This is a genomic window from Ruegeria sp. AB7 (assembly GCF_056542625.1).
Map to the genome: position 1 here is coordinate 321,045 of NZ_JBQGAC010000004.1, position 20,868 is coordinate 341,912.

At 57.3% G+C, this 20,868-nt stretch carries 13 protein-coding genes; 6 read left to right on the plus strand and 7 right to left on the minus strand.

Going from position 1 to position 20,868, the window contains the following annotated elements; translation table 11 throughout:
* Positions 1-87 precede the first annotated feature (87 nt).
* Complete coding sequence (locus tag ACR0EN_RS13400) at positions 88-3,483, plus strand: indolepyruvate ferredoxin oxidoreductase family protein (RefSeq protein ID WP_480587162.1); 3,396 nt, start codon at positions 88-90, stop codon at positions 3,481-3,483.
* Here the strand turns inward: ACR0EN_RS13400 and ACR0EN_RS13405 are convergent.
* The 6 genes from ACR0EN_RS13405 to ACR0EN_RS13430 all read right to left on the minus strand — a co-directional run bounded on the left by ACR0EN_RS13405 (position 3,480) and on the right by ACR0EN_RS13430 (position 10,723).
* On the minus strand, positions 3,480-4,784 hold the full coding sequence (locus ACR0EN_RS13405) for an FAD-dependent oxidoreductase (protein WP_170424435.1): 1,305 nt from the start codon (positions 4,782-4,784) through the stop codon (positions 3,480-3,482). The genes ACR0EN_RS13400 and ACR0EN_RS13405 overlap by 4 nt on opposite strands.
* Entirely contained in the window at positions 4,771-5,454 is a 684-nt protein-coding gene (locus tag ACR0EN_RS13410; protein WP_170404600.1) for a TetR/AcrR family transcriptional regulator, read from the minus strand. The genes ACR0EN_RS13405 and ACR0EN_RS13410 overlap by 14 nt, the downstream gene beginning before the upstream one ends.
* Entirely contained in the window at positions 5,455-6,999 is a 1,545-nt protein-coding gene (locus tag ACR0EN_RS13415; RefSeq protein ID WP_480587165.1) for a trimethylamine methyltransferase family protein, read from the minus strand. It lies immediately after the preceding gene.
* 2 nt (positions 7,000-7,001) lie between these two features.
* Complete coding sequence (locus ACR0EN_RS13420; RefSeq protein ID WP_480587168.1) at positions 7,002-9,404, minus strand: GcvT family protein; 2,403 nt, start codon at positions 9,402-9,404, stop codon at positions 7,002-7,004.
* Between the two features lie 98 nt (positions 9,405-9,502).
* Positions 9,503-10,132 (minus strand): glutathione S-transferase family protein, encoded by a 630-nt coding sequence (locus ACR0EN_RS13425; protein WP_480587171.1) that lies wholly within the window; start codon positions 10,130-10,132, stop codon positions 9,503-9,505.
* Between the two features lie 93 nt (positions 10,133-10,225).
* Complete coding sequence (locus tag ACR0EN_RS13430) at positions 10,226-10,723, minus strand: class I SAM-dependent methyltransferase (RefSeq protein ID WP_170397645.1); 498 nt, start codon at positions 10,721-10,723, stop codon at positions 10,226-10,228.
* A gap of 228 nt (positions 10,724-10,951) precedes the next feature.
* Between ACR0EN_RS13430 and ACR0EN_RS13435 the strand changes: the two genes are divergently transcribed.
* Genes ACR0EN_RS13435 through ACR0EN_RS13455 form a run of 5 tightly spaced genes read left to right on the plus strand, consistent with a single transcriptional unit; the run spans position 10,952 to position 18,177 of the window.
* Positions 10,952-12,724 carry an ABC transporter ATP-binding protein gene (locus ACR0EN_RS13435; protein WP_170397648.1) on the plus strand — a complete coding sequence of 591 codons (1,773 nt, stop codon included), beginning with the start codon at positions 10,952-10,954 and terminating at the stop codon, positions 12,722-12,724.
* The gene (locus ACR0EN_RS13440; protein ID WP_170818128.1) at positions 12,717-14,630 is read left to right on the plus strand and encodes an ABC transporter substrate-binding protein; all 1,914 of its coding nucleotides are present in this window, start codon (positions 12,717-12,719) and stop codon (positions 14,628-14,630) included. The genes ACR0EN_RS13435 and ACR0EN_RS13440 overlap by 8 nt, the downstream gene beginning before the upstream one ends.
* Before the next feature lie 15 nt (positions 14,631-14,645).
* A complete protein-coding gene (locus ACR0EN_RS13445) occupies positions 14,646-15,674 on the plus strand; it encodes an ABC transporter permease (protein ID WP_170397654.1) in 1,029 nt (342 codons plus the stop codon).
* A complete protein-coding gene (locus tag ACR0EN_RS13450) occupies positions 15,671-16,825 on the plus strand; it encodes an ABC transporter permease (RefSeq protein ID WP_170424449.1) in 1,155 nt (384 codons plus the stop codon). Before ACR0EN_RS13445 ends, ACR0EN_RS13450 begins: the two co-directional genes overlap by 4 nt.
* Entirely contained in the window at positions 16,822-18,177 is a 1,356-nt protein-coding gene (locus tag ACR0EN_RS13455; protein ID WP_480587176.1) for a CoA transferase, read from the plus strand. The genes ACR0EN_RS13450 and ACR0EN_RS13455 overlap by 4 nt, the downstream gene beginning before the upstream one ends.
* A gap of 87 nt (positions 18,178-18,264) precedes the next feature.
* On the opposite strand, the gene ACR0EN_RS13460 is transcribed toward ACR0EN_RS13455, so the two are convergent.
* Entirely contained in the window at positions 18,265-20,661 is a 2,397-nt protein-coding gene (locus tag ACR0EN_RS13460) for a mechanosensitive ion channel family protein (protein WP_170636474.1), read from the minus strand.
* Positions 20,662-20,868 lie beyond the last annotated feature (207 nt).

Sequence of the window (20,868 nt, forward strand, 5' to 3'; positions counted from 1 at the left end):
AACTCGCACAAACTCTGAAACAGAAATTCACCTGCGGGGGGTTAAAATAACCGAACACCAAAGACAAAAACCCATGGACGCGCAGCAATGAGCCACCACGAACCCTCCCCCCGCACCTATCGGCTTGAAGACCGCTATACCCTGACGCAGGGCCGGGTTTTTCTAACAGGCACGCAAGCCTTGGCGCGGATTATGATGGACCAGGCCCGACGCGACCGTCAGGCCGGGCTGAATACGGCAGGGTTTGTCTCGGGGTATCGCGGATCGCCACTGGGCGGGCTGGATCTTGAGCTATGGCGCGCAAAGGACCGACTGAAGACGGATCGCATCACGTTTATGCCTGCCGTGAACGAAGACCTCGGCGCAACGGCGGTTCTGGGTGCGCAACAGGCCATTTTGGACCCGCATTGCGAGGTCGAGGGCATCTTTTCGATGTGGTACGGTAAAGGCCCCGGTGTCGACCGATCAGGCGATGCATTGAAACATGGGAATGCATATGGGTCTGCGCCAAAAGGTGGCGTGCTGGTCGTGGCAGGCGATGATCATGGTTGCGTCAGTTCTTCGATGCCCCATCAGTCGGATGTGGCCTTCATGTCGTGGTTCATGCCGACATTGAACCCAGCCTCGGTCGAGGAATATTTGGAATTCGGCGAGTACGGGTTCGCTCTGTCCCGTTTCTCAGGCACGTGGGTCGGGTTCAAGGCGGTCTCGGAAACGGTCGAAAGCGCGCGGTCCGTCGATCTGCACCCGGATCGCAGCTTTTCCCTGCCGCAGATCGACTTGCCCGAACGCGGCTTGCACGTACGCAGCGCCGATTTGCCCTCGCCCGAGATCGAGACCCGCATCCAACACAAGTTGCGCGCCGTTCGGGCCTTTGCCGAAGAAAACCCCATCGACCGGCGTATTTATGACATCGACAGTGCGAAGTTCGGCTTCGTGACCACCGGCAAGGGGCACCTCGATCTGATGGAGGCGCTGCGTTTGCTGGACCTTGATGAAGCCGCCTGTCGCCGCTTGGGGATCGACATCTACAAGGTTGGCATGGTCTGGCCGCTGGCCCGTCGCAACGCGTTGCGCTTTGTGAAAGGCAAGGCCGAGGTTCTGGTCGTCGAGGAAAAGCGCGGCATCATCGAAAGCCAGTTCAAAGAATATTTCTATGACTGGCCCGGCGACAAACCCCATAAGATGGTAGGAAAATATGACAGCCATGGCGAACCGCTGATCCCATGGACCGGGGAACTCAGCCCTTTGATGCTGGCCCCTATTGTTGCCGCCCGACTTAACACGTTCTTCCCTGAAGAAAACCTGCCTGCCAAAGCGCGTGCACTGACTGAGACAGAACCGCCCGTGATCAATGTCCCGGGCGCAACACGGACACCCTATTTCTGCTCGGGCTGCCCGCACAATACATCAACCAAAGTTCCAGAAGGCTCTACCGCTGCCAGCGGCATTGGTTGTCATGTAATGGCATCTTGGATGGATCGCGAGACGGTCGGCTATGCACAGATGGGAGGCGAAGGCGTACCCCATGTGGTGGCCTCACAATTCAATGGCGGAAAGCATATCTTCCAGAACCTTGGCGAAGGGACGTGGTACCATTCGGGTTCGCTCGCAATCCGTCAGGCGGTCGCGGCCGGGACAAATATCACGTATAAAATACTCTACAATGATGCGGTCGCAATGACCGGAGGGCAACCAGTGGATGGACCCGTCAGCGTTGCAGGCATCGCCCAAACCTGCCGGGCTGAAGGCGTTGCGCGGATCGCGCTGGTCTCGGACAACATTGCCAAGTTTCACCGATCCGATTTCCCGGCTGGCACCACATTCCACGACCGGGCAAAGATGGACAGCCTGCAACGCGAATTGCGCGACATTCCCGGTGTTACGGTCCTGATCTACGAACAGACCTGCGCCACCGAGAAACGCCGCCGCCGCAAGCGCGGTACGATGGAGGACCCCTCGACCTTCGTCTGGATCAACGATCTGGTCTGCGAAGGTTGCGGCGATTGTTCGGTCGCATCGAATTGCCTGAGCGTTGAGCCGCGAGAAACCCCGCTAGGGCGCAAGCGCAAGATCAATCTAAGTTCGTGCAACAAGGATTTTTCGTGCTTGAACGGGTTCTGTCCGAGTTTTGTGACCGTTGAGGGCGCAACCCGACGAAAGCGCGCCATCGAAATGGACTTCAATGCGCTTGAAACAGGCCTGCCGGACCCAAAGCTTCCATCTTTGGACACACCGTTTGATCTGCTTGTGACAGGCGTGGGTGGCACTGGGGTTGTCACGGTTGGGGCCCTGATCACTATGGCCGCGCATCTGGAAGGCAAAGGTGCCTCGGTCCTGGATTTCACCGGATTTGCGCAGAAATTCGGCACGGTACTCAGTTACATCCGCCTTGGCGCAGCTCCGGATGCGCTTAACCAAGTACGCATAGATCAAGGCGCTGCGGATGCGGTGATTGGCTGTGATGTGGTGGTGAGTTCGGCCCCCAAAGCCTCAGCTCATTATGCCCGCGGGACACGCGTTGTGCTGAACAGGGCTGAGATGCCCACCGGCGATCTTGTCCTGCGTCGCGATGCCCAATTGCGGGTCGATAAGCGGGAACAGGCGATCGCAGATGTGGTTGGGGTGGACAATCTCGCCAGCCTTGACGCAAATGCAATGGCTGAGGCGCTACTGGGGGATTCCGTCTTCGCCAACGTCATTTTGCTGGGTTATGCATGGCAAAACGAGCTGGTTCCGGTGTCGCATCTTGCATTGGCTCAGGCCATCTTGCTGAACGGTGTTGCCGTCGAAAAAAACCGGCTGGCCTTTGCTCTTGGGCGTTGTCTGGCGGCTGACCCCGACCGCATTCACGGGCTGGCACTACCCGAAGAGGCAAACGGCACCTTGGATCAGGTGATTGCGCGTCGGGTGGCGTTTTTGACCGATTATCAGGATGCCGCATATGCGGATCGCTATGCGCAACAGATTGAAGCAATCCGCGCGTCGAACCCGAAAATATCCGACGATATTCTAGAATCCGTAGCCCGTAACCTGTTCCGCTTCATGGCCTATAAGGACGAGTTCGAAGTGGCCCGGCTGCAAACGTCCCAAAACTTCGACAACGAACTGAAGCAAAAGTTCGAGGGAGATTTCAAAACCAGTTACCACTTCGCCCCGCCAATGCTCAGCTGGCGCAAGGACGAACGGGGCCGCCCCCTCAAGTTTGCACTGGGTCCATGGATGCGCCCGGTTCTGCGGGGACTGTCCCGTCTACGTGGTTTGCGTGGCTCGGTCCTGAACCCCTTCGGCTATCACTCCGAAGCGCGACTGCATCGAGATATCCTAAACTGGTACCAATCGCTGTTGGACATGTATCTGACAAACCCCTCCGCCCATTCCGAGGCTGAGTGGCTGGACGTGCTGTCAGCTGCGGACCAGATACGCGGTTTCGGTCCAGTACGGGAAGAAAGCTATGAGAACGCGCGCGCGATGGCGCGTTAACCAAGCACCGAGAAACTGCTATCGGTATTGACCGGTCGCTTGCGGGAATAAAAACCGGTGTCGATTGTGCGCCCAATGTAAGGCAGTTCAAACTGCATCGGCTTGTCGTCATGATCCGCACCGCCTTCGACGTAGTCGATCAGCGCAGCCATCATTTTGCCCGCAATCGGCGCGTTCTTGTATTGGTTACCGCTGGTGCCGCAGGCCATGTAAAACCCCGGCAGGCTGGACTTGTCATAGATCGGAATCCAGTCAGTCGAGGCATCATACAAATCCACCACCCCACGGGTTCTGGAGGGTATCCCCAAGCTAGGGACCCGTTGGGCATAACGCATGGCCTGCGTGGTCCATTGATCCGTAAAATCGTGGTTATAGCTTACATCATCTTCGCACCATTGATGCGGATCACAAGCCGGATCCTCGGAACCGATCAGAATATGATTGCCATGTTCTGGACGGCAATACAGCGCGATATCACTATCCGAGACAATTGTTCCTTGCGTTTCGAAATCAAATCCTTCGGGCGCGGGTACATGCACCACCTCCTGCCGCAGCGGGCGGGTTTGAATGGTCATGTCACCCAGAACCCCGGCCATTTCGTTGACAAACGCTGACCCGGGACCGGCAACATTCACCACCACTTTGGCGTGGATTTCTTCACCAGAGGCAAGTCTGACACCTGCGACGCGCCCCTGCTGCGACAGGATTTCGCGCACGTCTGCGCCCGTTCGCACTTCGGCACCATGCAGCTTGGCGGCATCCATCAGGTTTTGCGCCGACAACGCCGGATCGGTCACATAACCTGCTTTCGGCCAGAACACTGCGCCCTGAATCCGATCTCCGTTCGGTTGGCCAAACTCCGGATCATCCATGCGCCGCGCCGGGGCAAAGCTGTCCAGAGAATAGATCGGCAGACGTTCGGTAATCCGCTCAGGTGTCCATTCTTCAAACGGACAATCCAGTTCGGCGCTGTACTTCTTATGTTTCTCAAGAAACCCATTGGCCTCGGTCTTGACGACCAAACAACCGGTCTCACGAAACTGCGCCAAATCGGCTGTGTCGGGCAAGCCCAGATAGTTCGCCCAATCACGCCAATAGTGATAGCCTTCCCAAGCGAACGCGGTTCCATCGAGGGTCGAATAATGCATCCGAATTATCGCGCAAGAGCCTGCGGTCGAGCCATGCCCAACCTGCGCATTGCGATCCAACGACAGAGTTTTCCAACCGGCCTTGGACATCTCGAACGCGATGGCGGCTCCGATCACACCGGTGCCAATGATGATTGCGTCAGGTTGGTTCATGTCCTGCCCCTTCCCAGAAACGTTTCGCATACGCGCTGAATTCGGTGATTTCCTCGGGTCGCGGTTCGACCCCTGTAAAAACATAAAGGTAGTGTGGAACCATCGACAGCCTGATCGCCAATGGTTCGTTTAACTGCGCCAGATCATATCCGATCTGCATATAATATAGCACCCGCGCCCGCGTCTCTGCCTCGGTCTCATCATAGTTGAACCGGATGAACATCGCGCGCAGCGCGGCCAGGCGACGGGCATCGGACTGGTCCAGCATACGCCGCACCTTTCCCGATCTTCGTGCCCAATCCCGCACAGCAAAATCAAGCGCCGTATCAAATAGTTCGGTATTCACAACGCAGCGCTGAACATTGCAAACCGCAGCCGTGATCGTTTCAGCAGGCAATTCGGATTGCGCGATCAAGGCCGCGGTATTTGTCGCCTGCCATCGCGCCAGCAGCGCATCCAGTAATTCCTGCCGCGACTTGAAGTACCAGTAGAATGATGAGCGCGAAACCGCCATCCGCTCGGCAAGGTTCATGACTTTCACCTGCTCGACCCCGTCCGAAATCAGGACGTCCATGGCCACGTTCAGCCAATCATCGCGCGTGACCTTGACGTTACCAATCAGTGGCTCAGCTTCGGGATCGTCCCTGTGCAGGATGGGTTTGGTGCTCATTCAACTCTCCGGCGGTGCGCCGCCCTCTTCTGTACGGCGCGCTATGAAATCCTTCAACGCACCAAGGCGATTCGTATCTGATGCCGGTGCTTTGAAATTTGCCAGGATTTCCTTCCAAACACCGGTCGCGCGGTGGTTGGCGTCGATCGCGCCACGCTCGGTCCAGGTGCCGAAGTTGGCGTAGTCATGCAGGTGCGGTTCATAAAACGCGGTATTATAGCGCTCCATTGTCTGGCTCGTGGCGAAGAAATGTCCGCTGGGTTCAACCTCGCTCAGCGCAGTATCAAACCCGATCTCTGCACCATTGGCCTGTGCCCCTGCACAAAGCTCGGCCACCATGTTCAACACCTCGGCATCGCAGATCATCTTCTCGAAAGATACGGTCAGGCCACCTTCGAGCCATCCGGCCGAATGAATGATCACCGTCGCCCCGGCCATCAGGCAGCCCCAAAGGCCAAACTGGTTTTCATTGGCGGCCTGAACGTCGTTGATATTTGCCGCAGACCCCGCCGCAGACCGCCAGGGCAGGCCCAGATACCGGGCCAACTGGCCCGCTGCCAAAGACGCCTGAAAATGCGAGGGTGTCCCGAATGCAGGCGCCCCTGATTTCATGTCGACATTGCTGGTAAAGGTCCCATAGCACACCGGCGCACTGGGGTTGGTAAGCTGGGTCAGCGTCAAGGCCGCAAGTGCCTCGGCATGGGACAGCGTGATGGCCCCGGCCACCGTGATCGGAGCCATTGCGCCCATCAGGGTAAAGGGTGTGATGATCGACATCTGCCCATGGCGCGCAAAATCGATCAGCCCCTGCGCCATCGGAATATCCAGCGTCCGCGGACTGTTGGTGTTGATAATCGTGTAACAATGGGCGTTAGCGCGGAACTCCTTGTCAGACAGACCTCGCGCCGTCGAGAGCATCTCGAAGCAGTCCATCACTTGCGGTGTGCCCCGTGAGAAGAAGAACGGGAACTTATCCGTCAATTCCATCTGCGCTTGGGTGGTGAAATAGTGCCGTACATTGGTTGGCACGTCCTGCGGTTCGACCTGCGGCGAGATCATCTGGAAGACATCAAAGTGGTGGGTGAGCTTTAGGAACTCCAGATAATCCTGCCCGCTTGCCGGCCGCCGACCGCGTTCCAGATCGGTCGCGTTTGGAGCGCCAGCCCCGGGTTGGAACACCAAAGAGCCCAGCTCCAAAGTGAAATCCCGGTGCCGAGCGCCTGCACGGCAGGCTATGGATTTCGGGGCCGAGGCAACGGCGGCCTCAACCATATCCCGCCCGATAAAGACCATCTCGCTGTCTTCATCCACACGCGCGCCACCCTGCGCGTAGATTCGCCGCGCTTCGGGCAACAGAACTTTCACGCCCAACTCTTCCAGCGTGCGCAAAGCGGTGTTGTGCATTTCTGCGATTTGATCTGCGGGGAACACTTCCATCTGCGGAAACGGATTGCGCAATTGGCGATAATTCACATCGCGAGTGGGTTGCGGGGCAGCCTCTGTTCCGCGCCCACGCCGTCGGCGTCTTTGACCCAAGTCCGACATGGTCAACCTCGCATCGCTTTGCCCAGCGGGTCATAGGGCGACGGCGCAATCACGCGGGCCGGGCGTTCGACACCGACCACATGCACCGACAACTCGGTGCCCGGTTCAGCCTTGTCGCGGTTGACCAAAGCCATGGCCAGCGACTTGCCCGTGTAGTGGCCATAGCCACCCGAAGTCACAAAACCCACTCGCTCTTCCCCGGCCCAAATCGGTTCATACCCGCTGGCATCGGCATCCAGCGCGTCAACCTCAAGCGTCACTTGAACTTGCGCCGGACCGTTGCCATCGCGTTCAGCCAGCGCAGCCTCTTTGCCAACGAAATCCTTGTTCCAGTCGATCCAGCGGTCCATTCCGGTCATGCCTGGCGTGTAAAGCTGAGTGAATTCTGCAGACCAGATACCAAAGCTCTTCTCAAGCCGCGTCGACAGCATCGCGTTGAATCCGCATTCGCGGATACCGTCCCCGGCCCCGGCCTCTAGCAGCATCCGGCGCAGTTTGATGTGGTCGCCATAGCGGCAGTTTATCTCATACCCTTTTTCGCCCGTCACAGACATACGCGCCACACGGGCACGCACCAGACCGATATCAAAGTCGCCGCAGCCCATGAATTTCAGGCCCGAGATATCTTGTTCTGCCAGTTTCTCGACCACAGCCTGCGATTTCGGCCCAACCACGGCAAAGCCGCAATATTCCTCGCCCAGATCGCGGATGTTCACAGCGTCCATCATGTGATCATCGAACCAGCGCATATGCCATGCGCGCAGATAGTAGCTGCCCATGATCCACCAGGTCCCGTCGCCCCAGTTCAGCACAGTCAGATCACCCTTGAGGCGGCCGTTTTCACCCAGCATTGGAGCCAGTTTGGCACGCCCCGGTGCAGGCAGTTTCGACGCCATGATCCTGTCCAGCCAAGCCTCGGCATTTGGGCCTGTGACCTCGAAGCGCGAAAAGCCCGAGATATCCAGTAGTCCCACGCCTTCGCGGATGGTTTTGCACTCCTCAGACACGATGTCGTGCGCATTCGAGCGTTTCAGCGTCGGCGTCTCTTCAAAGCCCTTGGGCGCAAAGTAAAGCGGTACTTCCAGATCCCAGCTGACGCCCCATTTGCACCCCGCCTCGGTCATTGCATCATGGGCTGGGGCCATCTTCAGCGGGCGACCTGCGGGCAGTTGCTCGTTCGGGTAAGTCATCACGAAACGACGGGAATAGAACTGACCGGTTGTTTCGCGGATGTAGCGTTTGTTCTGAGCGAAATCGCCATAGCGCGCCACGTCCATAGGCCATGCGTCGGCCTCAGGCTCGCCATGGATCATCCATTCGGCCAGCGTCTTACCAACGCCGCCACCCTGCAGGAATCCGGCCATCACCGCACAAGCTGACCAATAACCGCGCTTGCCTGGGACCGGACCGACCAGCGGGTTGCCATCGGGTGAGAAGGTGAACGCGCCGTTCACCCATGTTTTGATGCCAACATTCTGGATCGACGGGTACCGTTCAAAGCCCAGCGTCAGCTCGTTCTCGATCCGGTCGAGCTGTTCCTGGAACAACTCTTCACCGTAGTTCCACGGCGCACCGTCCATAGCCCAGTGCTCGTGATCGACCTCGTAGATGCCCACCAGAACGCCCTTCTGGTCCTGTCGCATATAGGTGAAGCCTTCAAGATCAACCGTCATCGGCATCTCGAAATCCGCCTCGGCCACCTCAGGCACCGTATCGGTGATCAGATAGTGGTGTTTCAGCGGCGAAACCGGCAGCTCCACTCCGGCCATGCGCCCCACCTGTTTGGCCCAGAGGCCAGCAGCGTTGACCACATGTTCACAAGTGATAGTGCCTTTGTCGGTCACAACTTCCCAACCATCCGCAGTCTGTGTCAGGCTTTCGACCTTGGTTTCTTCGTAGTATTCCGCGCCACGTTTCTTGGCCGCAGTTGCATAAGCCTGAACCGTACCGGTTGTATCGATGTAACCTTCGCGATCCGCCCACATCGCGCCCAGCACGCCGTCGGTGGACATGATCGGGCAGCGTTTCTGCGCCTCCTCTGGCGACAACAACTCACAGTCGTCAATGCCGATGGACTGAAAAATGCGGTAGTTGGCCTGCAGCCACTCCCACCGTTCGGGCGTGCCCGCCAGCGTCAGGCCGCCGGTCATGTGCAGGCCGATATTTTGGCCCGATTCTTTTTCGATCTCGCTCAGCAGATCGATCGTGTAGGCCTGAAGTGATGCCATGTTCGGATCGGCGTTCAACGCATGGATACCGCCCGCCGCGTGCCACGAAGACCCCGAGGCCAAACGCCGCCTCTCCAGCATGACCACATCTGACCAGCCAAACTTGGCGAGATGGTACAGAACCGAGGCGCCGACAACGCCGCCACCGATGACTACGACACGATACTGAGATTTCATCCTGCGCTCCCCTGCATGACTCGCAGAGGACGCTAGAGGCACTGTTCACTTCTGTCTAGACATTTCTGTACAGTTCGAGGGACAGCACCCGGATCAGCTTAAAGCCGGGCGCTCGGGCGTGTCTGAACGGCATCAAACCAGGCGCGTATGGCCGTGTTCTCTTCTGGGATACGCATCTTGATGACACGTGCGAAATCGACAAACACAAATGTGGTGATATCGGCCAGTGAAAACATGTCACCCGCAACGAAACCGCTCACTTGCAGACGGGCCTCAAGCAAATCGAAGAAGGCACGCACCCGCTCAGCCCCCCGCTGCGCTAGTTCAGGGATTTGCGCGTGGTTTGCAGGCCCGGTGATCGCGCGGCCTTTGAACGAAGGATGGGTGTTGCGCAAAGTTTCCGCGATTGGTGCGCCACATTGCTGTTCGGCGATGGCATTCCACATCAGAATTTCGCCTTTTTCATCCGGCGTATGCCCCATCAAGGCAGGTTCCGGAAAGCGCGCTTCGAGATAGGCGGCGATGCCAAGATTTTCGGTCAGCGTGGTGCCTTCATCCGTGACAAGAACAGGGATCGTTGCACCGGGGTTCACGGCCCGGAAGGCATCGCTAAACTGTTCACCTTTGGCGATTGAGATATCGCGGGTTTCAATCTCCAGCCCCTTTTCCGCAATAAACATCCGGGCACGGCGCGGGCTTGGCGCGGTTGAGCAATCGTAGAACAACATATTTGACGGTCCCCTCCAAAGCATCACACCTCAGACGTTAGACCGGCCCGGCACTACAGCGCGAGTCGGATCACACAGTGACCCTACGGCAGATCAACGCCGGTAGATGAAACAGCGCCCCTCCACCGCGCCTGCAGGCAGCGGCACTTCGGTCAGTGTTTCGAAATACATACGATCGCTGGAAACCATCAGTCCATCCCGCGCCAGAAGCGGTTCGATCAAAGGTGAGACGAGGCGGGCAAAAGCATCATTCTTTTGCCGGTTGTGTCCCCCAAGATCGGCATGGATCAGACTGGCTGACGCGCCAAATCGCGTAACCGAAGCAGGCAATGTTTCGCGCACATCACCGAGAATCACCAGATCATCGGGCGGTGTCGAATCGGGATGAGACGCAACGGCCCGTTCAAAAACATAAACAGGACGGTCCTGAATGTGCTTAACCATGTGGTGATATGTGCGCCCATTTCCCAATCCCAGCTCAAAAACCGGACCGGGCTGCCCCGTGGTCTGCGCGATGGCAAAGTCCAGACAAGCACGTTGCGAGACCATTCGGTCAATGAACAGATCCAATCGGCTTTGTTGCTCGGACACGGGGCACCTCTTTCAAAATCATTCGACACCAGTCGGGGGGCGATTGCGCCTTTGATGGCAAAAACTCAAGACTTTGTGTAGCCATACGGCCCGAGTTTCACGATTCCGCGACAATTCGGGTGAAGAAGGTGTTTGACTACGCCGCCCCAACCGCGCGAAACTGCTCAAAAAAGACAGGGAGTTCACAAAGCCGATGTTTTTTAGCGGCCAGACGGGTGGAAAACCCGCATGAGTGCGTTGTTGTCCGTTCGGGATCTCAGCATCGGCTTTGGCACGGGTCCATCCGTTGTCCAAGATGTCAGCTTCGAGGTCGAACCCGGGCAGACACTTGCATTGGTTGGAGAATCCGGTTCGGGCAAAACGATTTCCTGTCGCGCTGCACTGCGTATTCTGCCGCGTACCGCCCAGATCCGTAGCGGAACGATCACGCTGAACGATTCCAAAGGCACCGCTAATCTGATCGAACTGAGTGAAAGACAGATGCGTGGTATTCGCGGCAATCGGGTTTCTATGATTTTTCAGGAACCGATGCGATCTCTGTCACCGCTTCACAAAATCGGAAATCAGGTCAGCGAAGTTCTTTGGTTGCATCGCGGCGCATCCGATGCACAGGCCCGCAAAGAAGTTCTGACCCAGTTTGAGAGGGTTGGTTTCCCCGACCCTGCCCGCGCCTACGACAGCTATCCGTTCGAGCTGTCCGGCGGCATGCGCCAGCGTGCCATGATTGCCATGGCCATGGTGTCCAAGCCTGAATTGCTCATCGCGGACGAGCCGACAACAGCGCTGGATGTTACCACCCAAGCGCAGGTTCTTGGGCTGATCAAAGAGCTGCAGCGCGAGACCGGTATGGCGCTGATCCTTGTCACCCATGACCTGGGTGTAGTTGCTAACATGGCCGAGCGGGTGGTCGTCATGCACAAAGGCCGCGTGATGGAAGCTGGCCCGGCAGCACCAATTCTGAACGATCCGGCGCACCCCTATACGCAGCAGCTGTTCGACGCTGCGCCTGAGATACCCGATCAGGATGCCGTCGGCATACCGATGCCCGATGAGGACCTAATTCTGCAGATGACCGGGGTCTCAAAGACCTACACGATGCGATCGAGCAAAGGTTGGAAAGCCGACAAACTGATCCATGCCTGCCGGGGCGTAGATATGAAGCTGGCGCGCGGCAAGACGCTTGCAATCGTTGGCGAAAGCGGGTCTGGCAAAACAACCGCCGCCAGAATCGCTCTGGGCGCTGAACTGCCCGACCCGGGCGGCGAAGTTCTGTTCAGAACAACAAGGGATTCCGAACCGATAACGGTTCACAGTATGACACGGACCGAACGCACCGCGTTTCAGCGCAAGGCGCAAATGGTGTTTCAGGATCCCTATAGCTCTCTTAGCCCCCGTATGCGCATTCAGGATGCCATGACCGAGCCGTTGGAGATACACCGCCTCGGTACCGTGGCAGAGCAGCGCGACAAAGCGGCCGCGATGTTGCAGCGGGTCGGGCTGAATGCCGATATGCTCAAACGCTATCCGCATGCGTTTTCTGGTGGACAACGACAGCGCCTATCTATCGCCCGCGCGATGATGCTGGACCCGGCGCTGATTGTTTGTGACGAGCCAACCTCGGCGCTGGATGTATCCGTTCAAGAGCAAATTTTGACCCTGCTCGAAGAACTGCAGGACAGTCTGAACCTGTCTTACCTGTTCATCTCACATGATCTGGCCGTCGTCGCGCGCATTGCCGACGAGGTCGCCGTCATGCGCCGGGGTCTTGTGGTGGAACAAGCCCCACCCGAAACTCTGTTCTACAATCCACGTCATCCCTATACCAAGGCACTGATTGCCGCCCAGCCGGAACCAGATATCAATCGCCCGATTGATCTGAAACTGGTTGCGTTAGGTGCCGGTTCTCCCGACAGTTGGGATGACGCCTTTCGATTTTCCGACTCCGTGATACCTTCTTTGGTAGAGTTGGAGCCCGGCCATAAGGTACGTTGCCATGTTTAAGACCACTCACCGATTGATTCTGGCCGCGTCGCTGGCCATCGCAGGAATGCTGCCCGCTGTGGCAGAAATTCCGTCTAATCTTCAGGAAAACGCGTTCTGGCAAACCGAGGTTGAAAGCGGCGACCTGCCACCGGTTGCTGAACGTATTCCGCAAGATCCGCTGATCGTGGACTTAGCCGCCAAAGGTCGCGAATTCGGCGTACCCGGCGGTACACTGCGCACGATGGTCACCCGGTCCAAAGACATTCGGCAAATGGTGGTCTATGGCTACGCAAGGCTTGTGGGCTTCGATCAGGATTACAACATCGTCCCGGATTTGCTGGCTTCTTTCGAAAACGAAGACAATCGCAAATTTACTTTGAACCTGCGACCCGGCCACAAATGGTCAAACGGATCCGCGTTCACATCCGAAGACTTCCGGTATTGGTGGGAGGATGTGGCCAACAACGAATTGCTCAGCCCTTCAGGCCCACCAGATTTCCTGCTGGTTGAAGGCAAAACACCCACCGTCACCTTCCCCGACGAAACAACAGTTGTATTCGAATGGGATGACCCCAACCCGAATTTCCTGCAATCACTTGCTCAGGCGCGGCCGCCCTTTATCTATCGACCGTCTGAGTTCCTTAAGCAGTATCACGAGAAGTTTGCAGACCCCGAAGAACTGGCATTCAAGGTCGAAGATGCGCGGGTAAAAAGCTGGGCGGCGCTGCATAACAAGTTGGACAATCTATATAAGTACGACAATCATGAACTGCCGACGTTGCAGCCATGGCTCAACGCAAGTTCGGGCAAGAAAATCCGGCACAACTTTGTCCGTAACCCTTATTACCATCGGGTGGATTCAAATGGGGTTCAGCTGCCCTATATCGACGTAGTCGAAATGGAAATCGTCGCACCGGGTTTGGTTGCGGCCAAAGCAAATGCGGGTGAAACTGACTTGCAAGGTCGCGGATTGGCATTCCGCGATGCCTCGATCTTGAAAAAGGGCGAGGCTGAAGGTGGATACAAGACGCTTCTGTGGAAAACAGGCGTCGCGTCGCAGATCGCGATTTATCCCAATTTGAATTACACTGACGATGCATGGCGCGAGGTTCTGCGCGATGTACGTGTACGCAGGGCACTGTCGCTCGCCATTGATCGCAAGACGATCAATCAGGCGCTCTATTTCAAGCTGGCCCAACCCGGCGCGATGTCGGTTCTGCCCGCATCGCCCTTCTACGACGAAGCGAATGCGCAGGCTTGGGCACAGTATGACATCGACAAGGCGAATGCTCTGCTTGATGAGGCTGGGCTGACCGAGCGTGACAAAGATGGTATCCGATTGTTGCCCGACGGGCGTCCGATGGAGCTGATCATCGAAACCGCAGGTGAGCGGCAAGAGGTTGAAAATGCCCTGCAGATCGTCACGGATACCTGGCGTGAGATCGGAGTCGAACTGGTCATGCGACCATTGGATCGAGACATTCTGCGCAACCGGGTCTTCTCGGGCAATACAATGGCGTCGGTCTGGTTCGGCTGGGATGACGGCATTCCGCAAAGCCACACATCGCCGGCCTATCTCGCCCCGACCGATCAGGTCTTTCTGGCATGGCCTAAATGGGGCCAATACTATCAGACAAATGGAGGGTCGGGCGAACCACCAGACATGCCCGAGGCCGAACTTCTCATGAAGCTTGCCCACGATTGGGAAATCGCCTCCACGGATGAAGAACGCGGCGCAGTCTGGTCTGAGATGCTGAAAATTCACGCCGACCAGCTTTATGCGATCGGCATCCTGAACGGCGCACCGCAGCCTATTGTCGTGTCGAACCGCCTGCGCAATGTGCCTGAGCAGGCCATGTGGGCATGGGAACCCGGCGCACATTTCGGCATTCACCGTCCCGACGAGTTCTTCTTCGCCGACTAATTCAGGAGCAGCTAAATGGTCATGCTGCGCTACGCGGTGTATCGCTTTTTCACGATGCTGCTGACATTGCTGGTGGTGTCGGTTCTGATTTTCGTGATCATCAACCTGCCCCCCGGCGACTATCTCAGCAACCAGATCGCCGAACTGCAGGCTTCAGGACAGTCCGCCGGTGTCGCCAAGGCCGAGTTTCTGCGCAAGGAATACTCATTGGACCGGTCGTTGCCCGAGCAGTACCTGATCTGGATGGGCTTCTGGCCCGGACCGCATGGGTTCGAAGGCTTGTTACAGGGCAATTATGGCTGGTCCTTCGAATTTGACCGCCCCGTGCGCGAGATCGTGGGCGATACGCTGTGGTTGACGGTTGTGGTCAATCTGGCTGCCATTCTATTCGTCTATGCCGTTGCTCTGCCATTGGGGGTCATCGCTGCGGCCAGATCACGGACGTGGATTGACTATACCTCGGCCTTTGTAGGCTATCTGGGTCTTGCGACCCCGAACTTCCTGTTGGCGCTGATCCTGTTCTACTATGGCCATCGCTATTTCAACCTGCCCATCGGCGGACTGATGGACCCTTCCTTTGAGGGACAACCGATGAGTTGGGACAAGTTGAAATCCATCCTTGTCCACCTGATCGTTCCGACCTTCGTCATCGGAACCTCGGGTGCTTCGGCCATGATGCAGCGCCTGCGCGCCAATATGCTGGATGAACTAGGGAAACCTTATGTCGAAACAGCAATCGCCAAGGGCATGTCCCCATCGCGGATGCTGACGAAATACCCATTGCGCGTGGCCTTCAACCCGTTTGTCGCCGACATTGGCAACCTGCTGCCCTCGATGGTTTCAGGGTCGGTTTTGGTCTCGGTAGTTCTGGGTCTGCAAACAATCGGCCCGACCCTGCTGACTGCCTTGAAAACGCAGGACCAGTTCCTGTCGGCCTTCATTCTTATGTTCGTGGCTCTGCTGACGCTGATCGGCACCATGATTTCCGATATCCTGCTGGTCATGCTTGATCCGCGCATTCGTTATGAGGGGCGCGAAGCATGACCGACAAACCCGATGGTCGCTATGTCGACGACGCACCATTTGACCCGCAGGCCTCTATTCAGCAGCTTGAGCGCGCAGATCTCGATGCCCCTAATTGGGTGCTGGTCTGGCGCAAGTTCAGGACCCACAAGCTGGGTCTGATTTCTGGCCTCTTCTTGCTGCTCTGTTACTTGATGCTGCCTTTTGCGGGCTTTATTGCCCCCTACGGCCCCAATGACCGGAACGGAGAGCACCTGTATGCTCCACCCCAGTCGGTCAACTGGTTTCATGAGGGGAAGTTCATCGGCCCCTACGTTTATCCAATAGTTGCAGAGGCAGACCTTGAAACTTTCCAGTGGAAATTCGTCGCTGACACGGAAGACCCGCGCCCAATCCAGTTCTTCTGCGAAGGGTCAGAATACAAACTCGCAGGCTTGATCAAATCCGATACGCACCTGTTTTGCGCACCCGAAGGGGCCACGCTGTTTCTGTGGGGCTCGGACCGTCTGGGCCGCGATGTATTCAGCCGCATCCTATATGGCGCGCAACTGTCGCTGACAGTGGGCCTGATCGGCATTTCGGTATCCTTCTTCCTCGGCATCCTGTTCGGATCAATGGCCGGGTATTTCGGAGGGCGCATCGACTGGACCATCAACCGTGTGATCGAAATCCTGCGCTCGCTGCCGGAACTTCCCCTCTGGCTGGCCTTATCCGCCGCGGTGCCATCAAATTGGAGCCCGGTCGCGGTATTCTTCATCATCTCGATCATCCTCGGTATTCTCGATTGGCCAGGCCTTGCCCGATCTGTCCGCGCAAAATTCCTGTCTCTCAGAGAAGAGGAATACGTACGTGCGGCCGAGATGATGGGCGCAAGTTCCGGTCGTGTGATCCGAAAGCACCTGCTACCCAATTTCATGTCGCATCTGATTGCCTCGGCCACGCTATCAATCCCTGCGATGATCTTGGGCGAAACCGCCCTCAGCTTCCTTGGCCTTGGACTGCGGGCCCCGGCGGTCAGTTGGGGCGTGATGCTGAACGATGCGCAGAACCTCGCCTCAATCGAAATCTATCCATGGACCGCGATCCCGATGCTGCCAATCATCGTCGTCGTGCTGGCCTTCAACTTCCTTGGCGACGGGTTGCGCGACAGCCTTGATCCCTATCAGCAATGAGCTTGCTGTCCGCCCTCCCCTCACCTGACACCTACAGGGTCAATGGGGCGGGTGCGCGGCCCAGCGCCTTTGCGGTCTCGGAACTGGCGACGGCCAGTTTTGCGGCAGTCGGGCAGGAGCTGTCGCGCCTTGTGACAGCCTTGAACCTGGCGCCTGCACCTCCGGAGGTGGCCGTAGATCATCGACTGGCCTCCTTGTGGTATGGCTTTTCCTTCAAACCCGAAGGGTGGGATATGCCCAGCCTTTGGGACGCGATTGCTGGTGACTATCAGGCCTCTGATGGGTGGATCAGGCTGCACACCAACCTGCCCAGTCATCGCGCCGCCGCCCTTAGTGTTTTGCAAGTCGCGCCGGACCGTGCGCTGGTATCGCGCGCGGTTCGGGATTGGAGCATCTCTGAACTGGAAGCCGCGATTGTCGCCGAGGGCGGCGTCGCTGCCGCAATGCGCAGCCGCTCTGAGTGGCATGACCATCCGCAAGGACGCATATTGGCCCGCGAGCCGTTGATCGGATGGCAGGGGCCACGCAATATTCAGCTACGTGATCGACCTCAGGCGACTGCCGCGCGACCTCTTGCTGGGCTGCGTGTGCTCGATCTGACCCGCATTCTGGCTGGGCCCGTCTCAACACGAACACTCGCGGGATTCGGCGCCGAGGTCCTGAGGATTGATCCACCCGGCTGGGATGAACCTGGCGTCATTCCTGACATTTCTCTCGGCAAGCACTGCGCCTATCTGAACCTGAAATCACCCGATGGAAAAGCAAAACTGCAAGAGCTGCTGGCCCAAGCGGACATATTTGTCCACGGGTATCGGCCCGGCGCTTTGGACGCACTCGGTCTGGGCAAAAACATGCGGGATCAGCTTGCCCCCAACAGGGTTGAAGTCACGCTCGACGCCTATGGCTGGCAAGGACCATGGGCAGCGCGCCGCGGTTTTGACAGCCTTGTACAGATGAGTTCCGGAATCGCACATGCAGGGATGGGTTGGGCGGGGGCCGACAAGCCAACTCCGTTGCCTGTTCAGGCGCTGGATCACGCAACTGGTTACTTGATGGCTGCCGCCCTGCTCTCGGCGCTCGCCGAAGCCGCATCTGGACACGCTGTTATGGATGCCAGGCTCTCGCTGGCGCGCACCGCCGAATTGCTGGCCACCCTCGCCAAGAGCGAGCCCGGTGACGAAATTACCGAGGCGCTGCCTGTCGATTATGCGGATGCGCTCGAACCTTCCGGGTGGGGGCCCGGCTATCGATTGAAGCCGGCGCTAACCGTTGGATCCGCAAAGATGCACTGGGCTTTGCCTGCGTCCAAACTGGGAACTTCGCAGCCCACTTGGCCGTCACTTACCGCTTAAAGCTGCCGCCGCGCGGAACGCGCGGCCTCGCCCAACGCTTTGGATGGCCTCTCGTCAGAGACGCATTCCAAAGGGGCGGGAGCCCTCCTAGCGATCATCACCAACGCCGGGGCCGATATCGTCCAGATAGTCTTCGTCAATCGCGGCCTGAACGGCCCCTGTGACAGCCTCGCGTTGTTTGGGAGTCAGGTCTTCGGCCTCTTTGTCATCCGCCAGTCGCACGGTGACTTCCCGATGCGCAAACCGGATACCTTCTCGGGCAAACAGCTCGCGAATATCCTGATAGACTTTTTTGCGCACCAGCCACTGATCGCCCGGCTTGGTCATAAACTTGACCCGGATAATCATTGCAGAATCCTGCATTTCGATCACACCCTGCGATTTCAGCGGCTGGATGAAGTTATCACCAATCACCGGATCGCTCAGCAGCTCTTGACCCAGCTTCTTGATCAGCTTCCGCACCTTTTCGACATCGGTGTCATAGGTCACCCGCAACGGCAGCTTCATGATTACCCAGTCGCGGGAATAGTTTGTCAGAACCTTGATCTCTCCAAATGGGATCGTGTTGAGCGCACCAAGGTGGTGGCGCAGTTGGAAGGACCGGACCGATATCTTTTCGACCGTCCCTTTCACATCACCAATGTCGATGTATTCACCCTTTCGGAAAGCATCATCCATCAGGAAGAACGCACCCGAGAAGATGTCGCGGACCAGGGTTTGCGACCCGAAACCAACGGCCAGACCCACAACACCTGCACCGGCAAACAGCGGGCTGACATTGATCCCCAGTTCCATCAATACAATCAGCGCGATGGTCACAACGACCACAGCCAGAATGGCCCCGCGGAACAGAGGCAACAAAGTTGCAAGACGGCTCTGCCCGCCTTCGCCTCCTTCGTCGCCCAGCTCGGCTTCAGCACCGCCGTCATCCGTCTCTTCCGCGATCTTGCTATCGATCCAGACGCGGAAGAAGTGAAACAGAATGTAACCCATAAACAGGATCACCATCACATCCAGCGCCCGCTCGATAGGCAAGTCATCCGACCAATTGGCCTGCGGGTTCCATATCACTACCAGCGCATAGAGACCCACCACAAAGGCCAGAATGCCTGCCACACGACGGGCAAGGTCTTCGTACGTCAGAATGGCGTGTTTGCGCTTTTCAGCCTGCGGCGTATCAGCCACCAGCTCATCCTCGATCTGCTCAGCCGCTTCTGCGTCGGCATTCATCACCTCAATTCTGCGATTGCGATCAAAATACCTTTCAAGCAGATAGTTCATCGCGCCGTAGGCCACGACGACGGACATAAAGATGGCATAGCTGCTGGCCACGATCGGGATCGAATCCTGAACCTCCAGCACCAGATCAACGGCCAGTTTGAACCAGCTGAACACCATATAAAGCACCAGAACCGGCGCCCAGGCGAAAGAGATGAACTTCAGTATCCAAGACACCTGATCCGGAGCACGCCCGCCACGAATGGCGTTCGAAATCGCGCGCGCATTGAACAGGATCATCAGTATGTTGCCTAGCGCCCCGATCAGCGTCAGGCTACCATAGACCATGGCATAGACGTTATAGTTCAGCCCAAAATCCGCGACCCATGTCGAGAACAGAACAACCGAGATGTCATAGGTCGCCAGTGCTGACGCCCAAACATACAGGCGCTTGGCGTCCCGGTCTGAAAAAGGCGGCAGGCGATACTGGCTAAGGTAAGGCGACAGAACCATCCGCCACAAGTCCGAGACAGTGCGCGAAAGGAAAAACGCGGTAAAGATTGCCGTAACGGTAAACTGGATTGATATGTCTTCCGCTTCACCAAAGAACAGATAGCCAACGATCAGCGCCATAAGCATGGCAAAGATCGTTCCGCCAATGCCCATCACGAAACGATACACAAGGAAAGGCATCTTTTCACGATAGCCAACCGGGTTTTCCTTGATGCGCGCAACCACCAAACGCTTCGCGATGCGCTTGCCGTAGATTTCGATCGACAACCATCGCCCCAGCAAAAGGAACAACACGTTCAGGACCAACACCTCGACATAGGTCTGGATCCGCCCGTCCGGACTGGTCTGTCTGAGGATGTATTGGACCTCAAAGACCGAATAGGGCAGCGCCTCCATCCGCGAGCGTACGGAATCCCGGAACTTTGAGAACCGCTCTTGCGCCTTCATCAGCTGAGAACCCTCAGCCATGTGATCAATGCTATCTGCCTCTGGCGTCGCGTCGGCACTATTGCCCGCTGCCGATACAACCTGCCCGGCGCTGTCGATTACGATTACGCTTGCGCCCGCCTCGGAAGCGGATCGAATGGCCGCCGCCAGATCGCTGTCAGCGGCAGAGCTTGAAGAACCGGTTTCCTCGCTTGATCCTATTGGGTATCCCGGAATAAGCGAAGTTTGCGCAACCGCGTCGGTTGCACTGGCCAGCATCGCCGCCCAAATCACCAAAATCAGCCCGGCCAGAACATTCATTTTCATCGTATATCGCATCCAATTCGTAGCTGCGTCCAAGACTATAGAACCTCAGAAGGCTGTTCAAATCATCCGCACACGCGGTGTCAACATCGTGAGAGCCCGTGTTCCTGACGCAATGGATGGGATAAAGTGTTTCCAAGACAACAAAAATTGAATATGACCACCTGAGGCGTCCAGCCTCCGAATTGGCTTGTGCATGAAGAACCATCG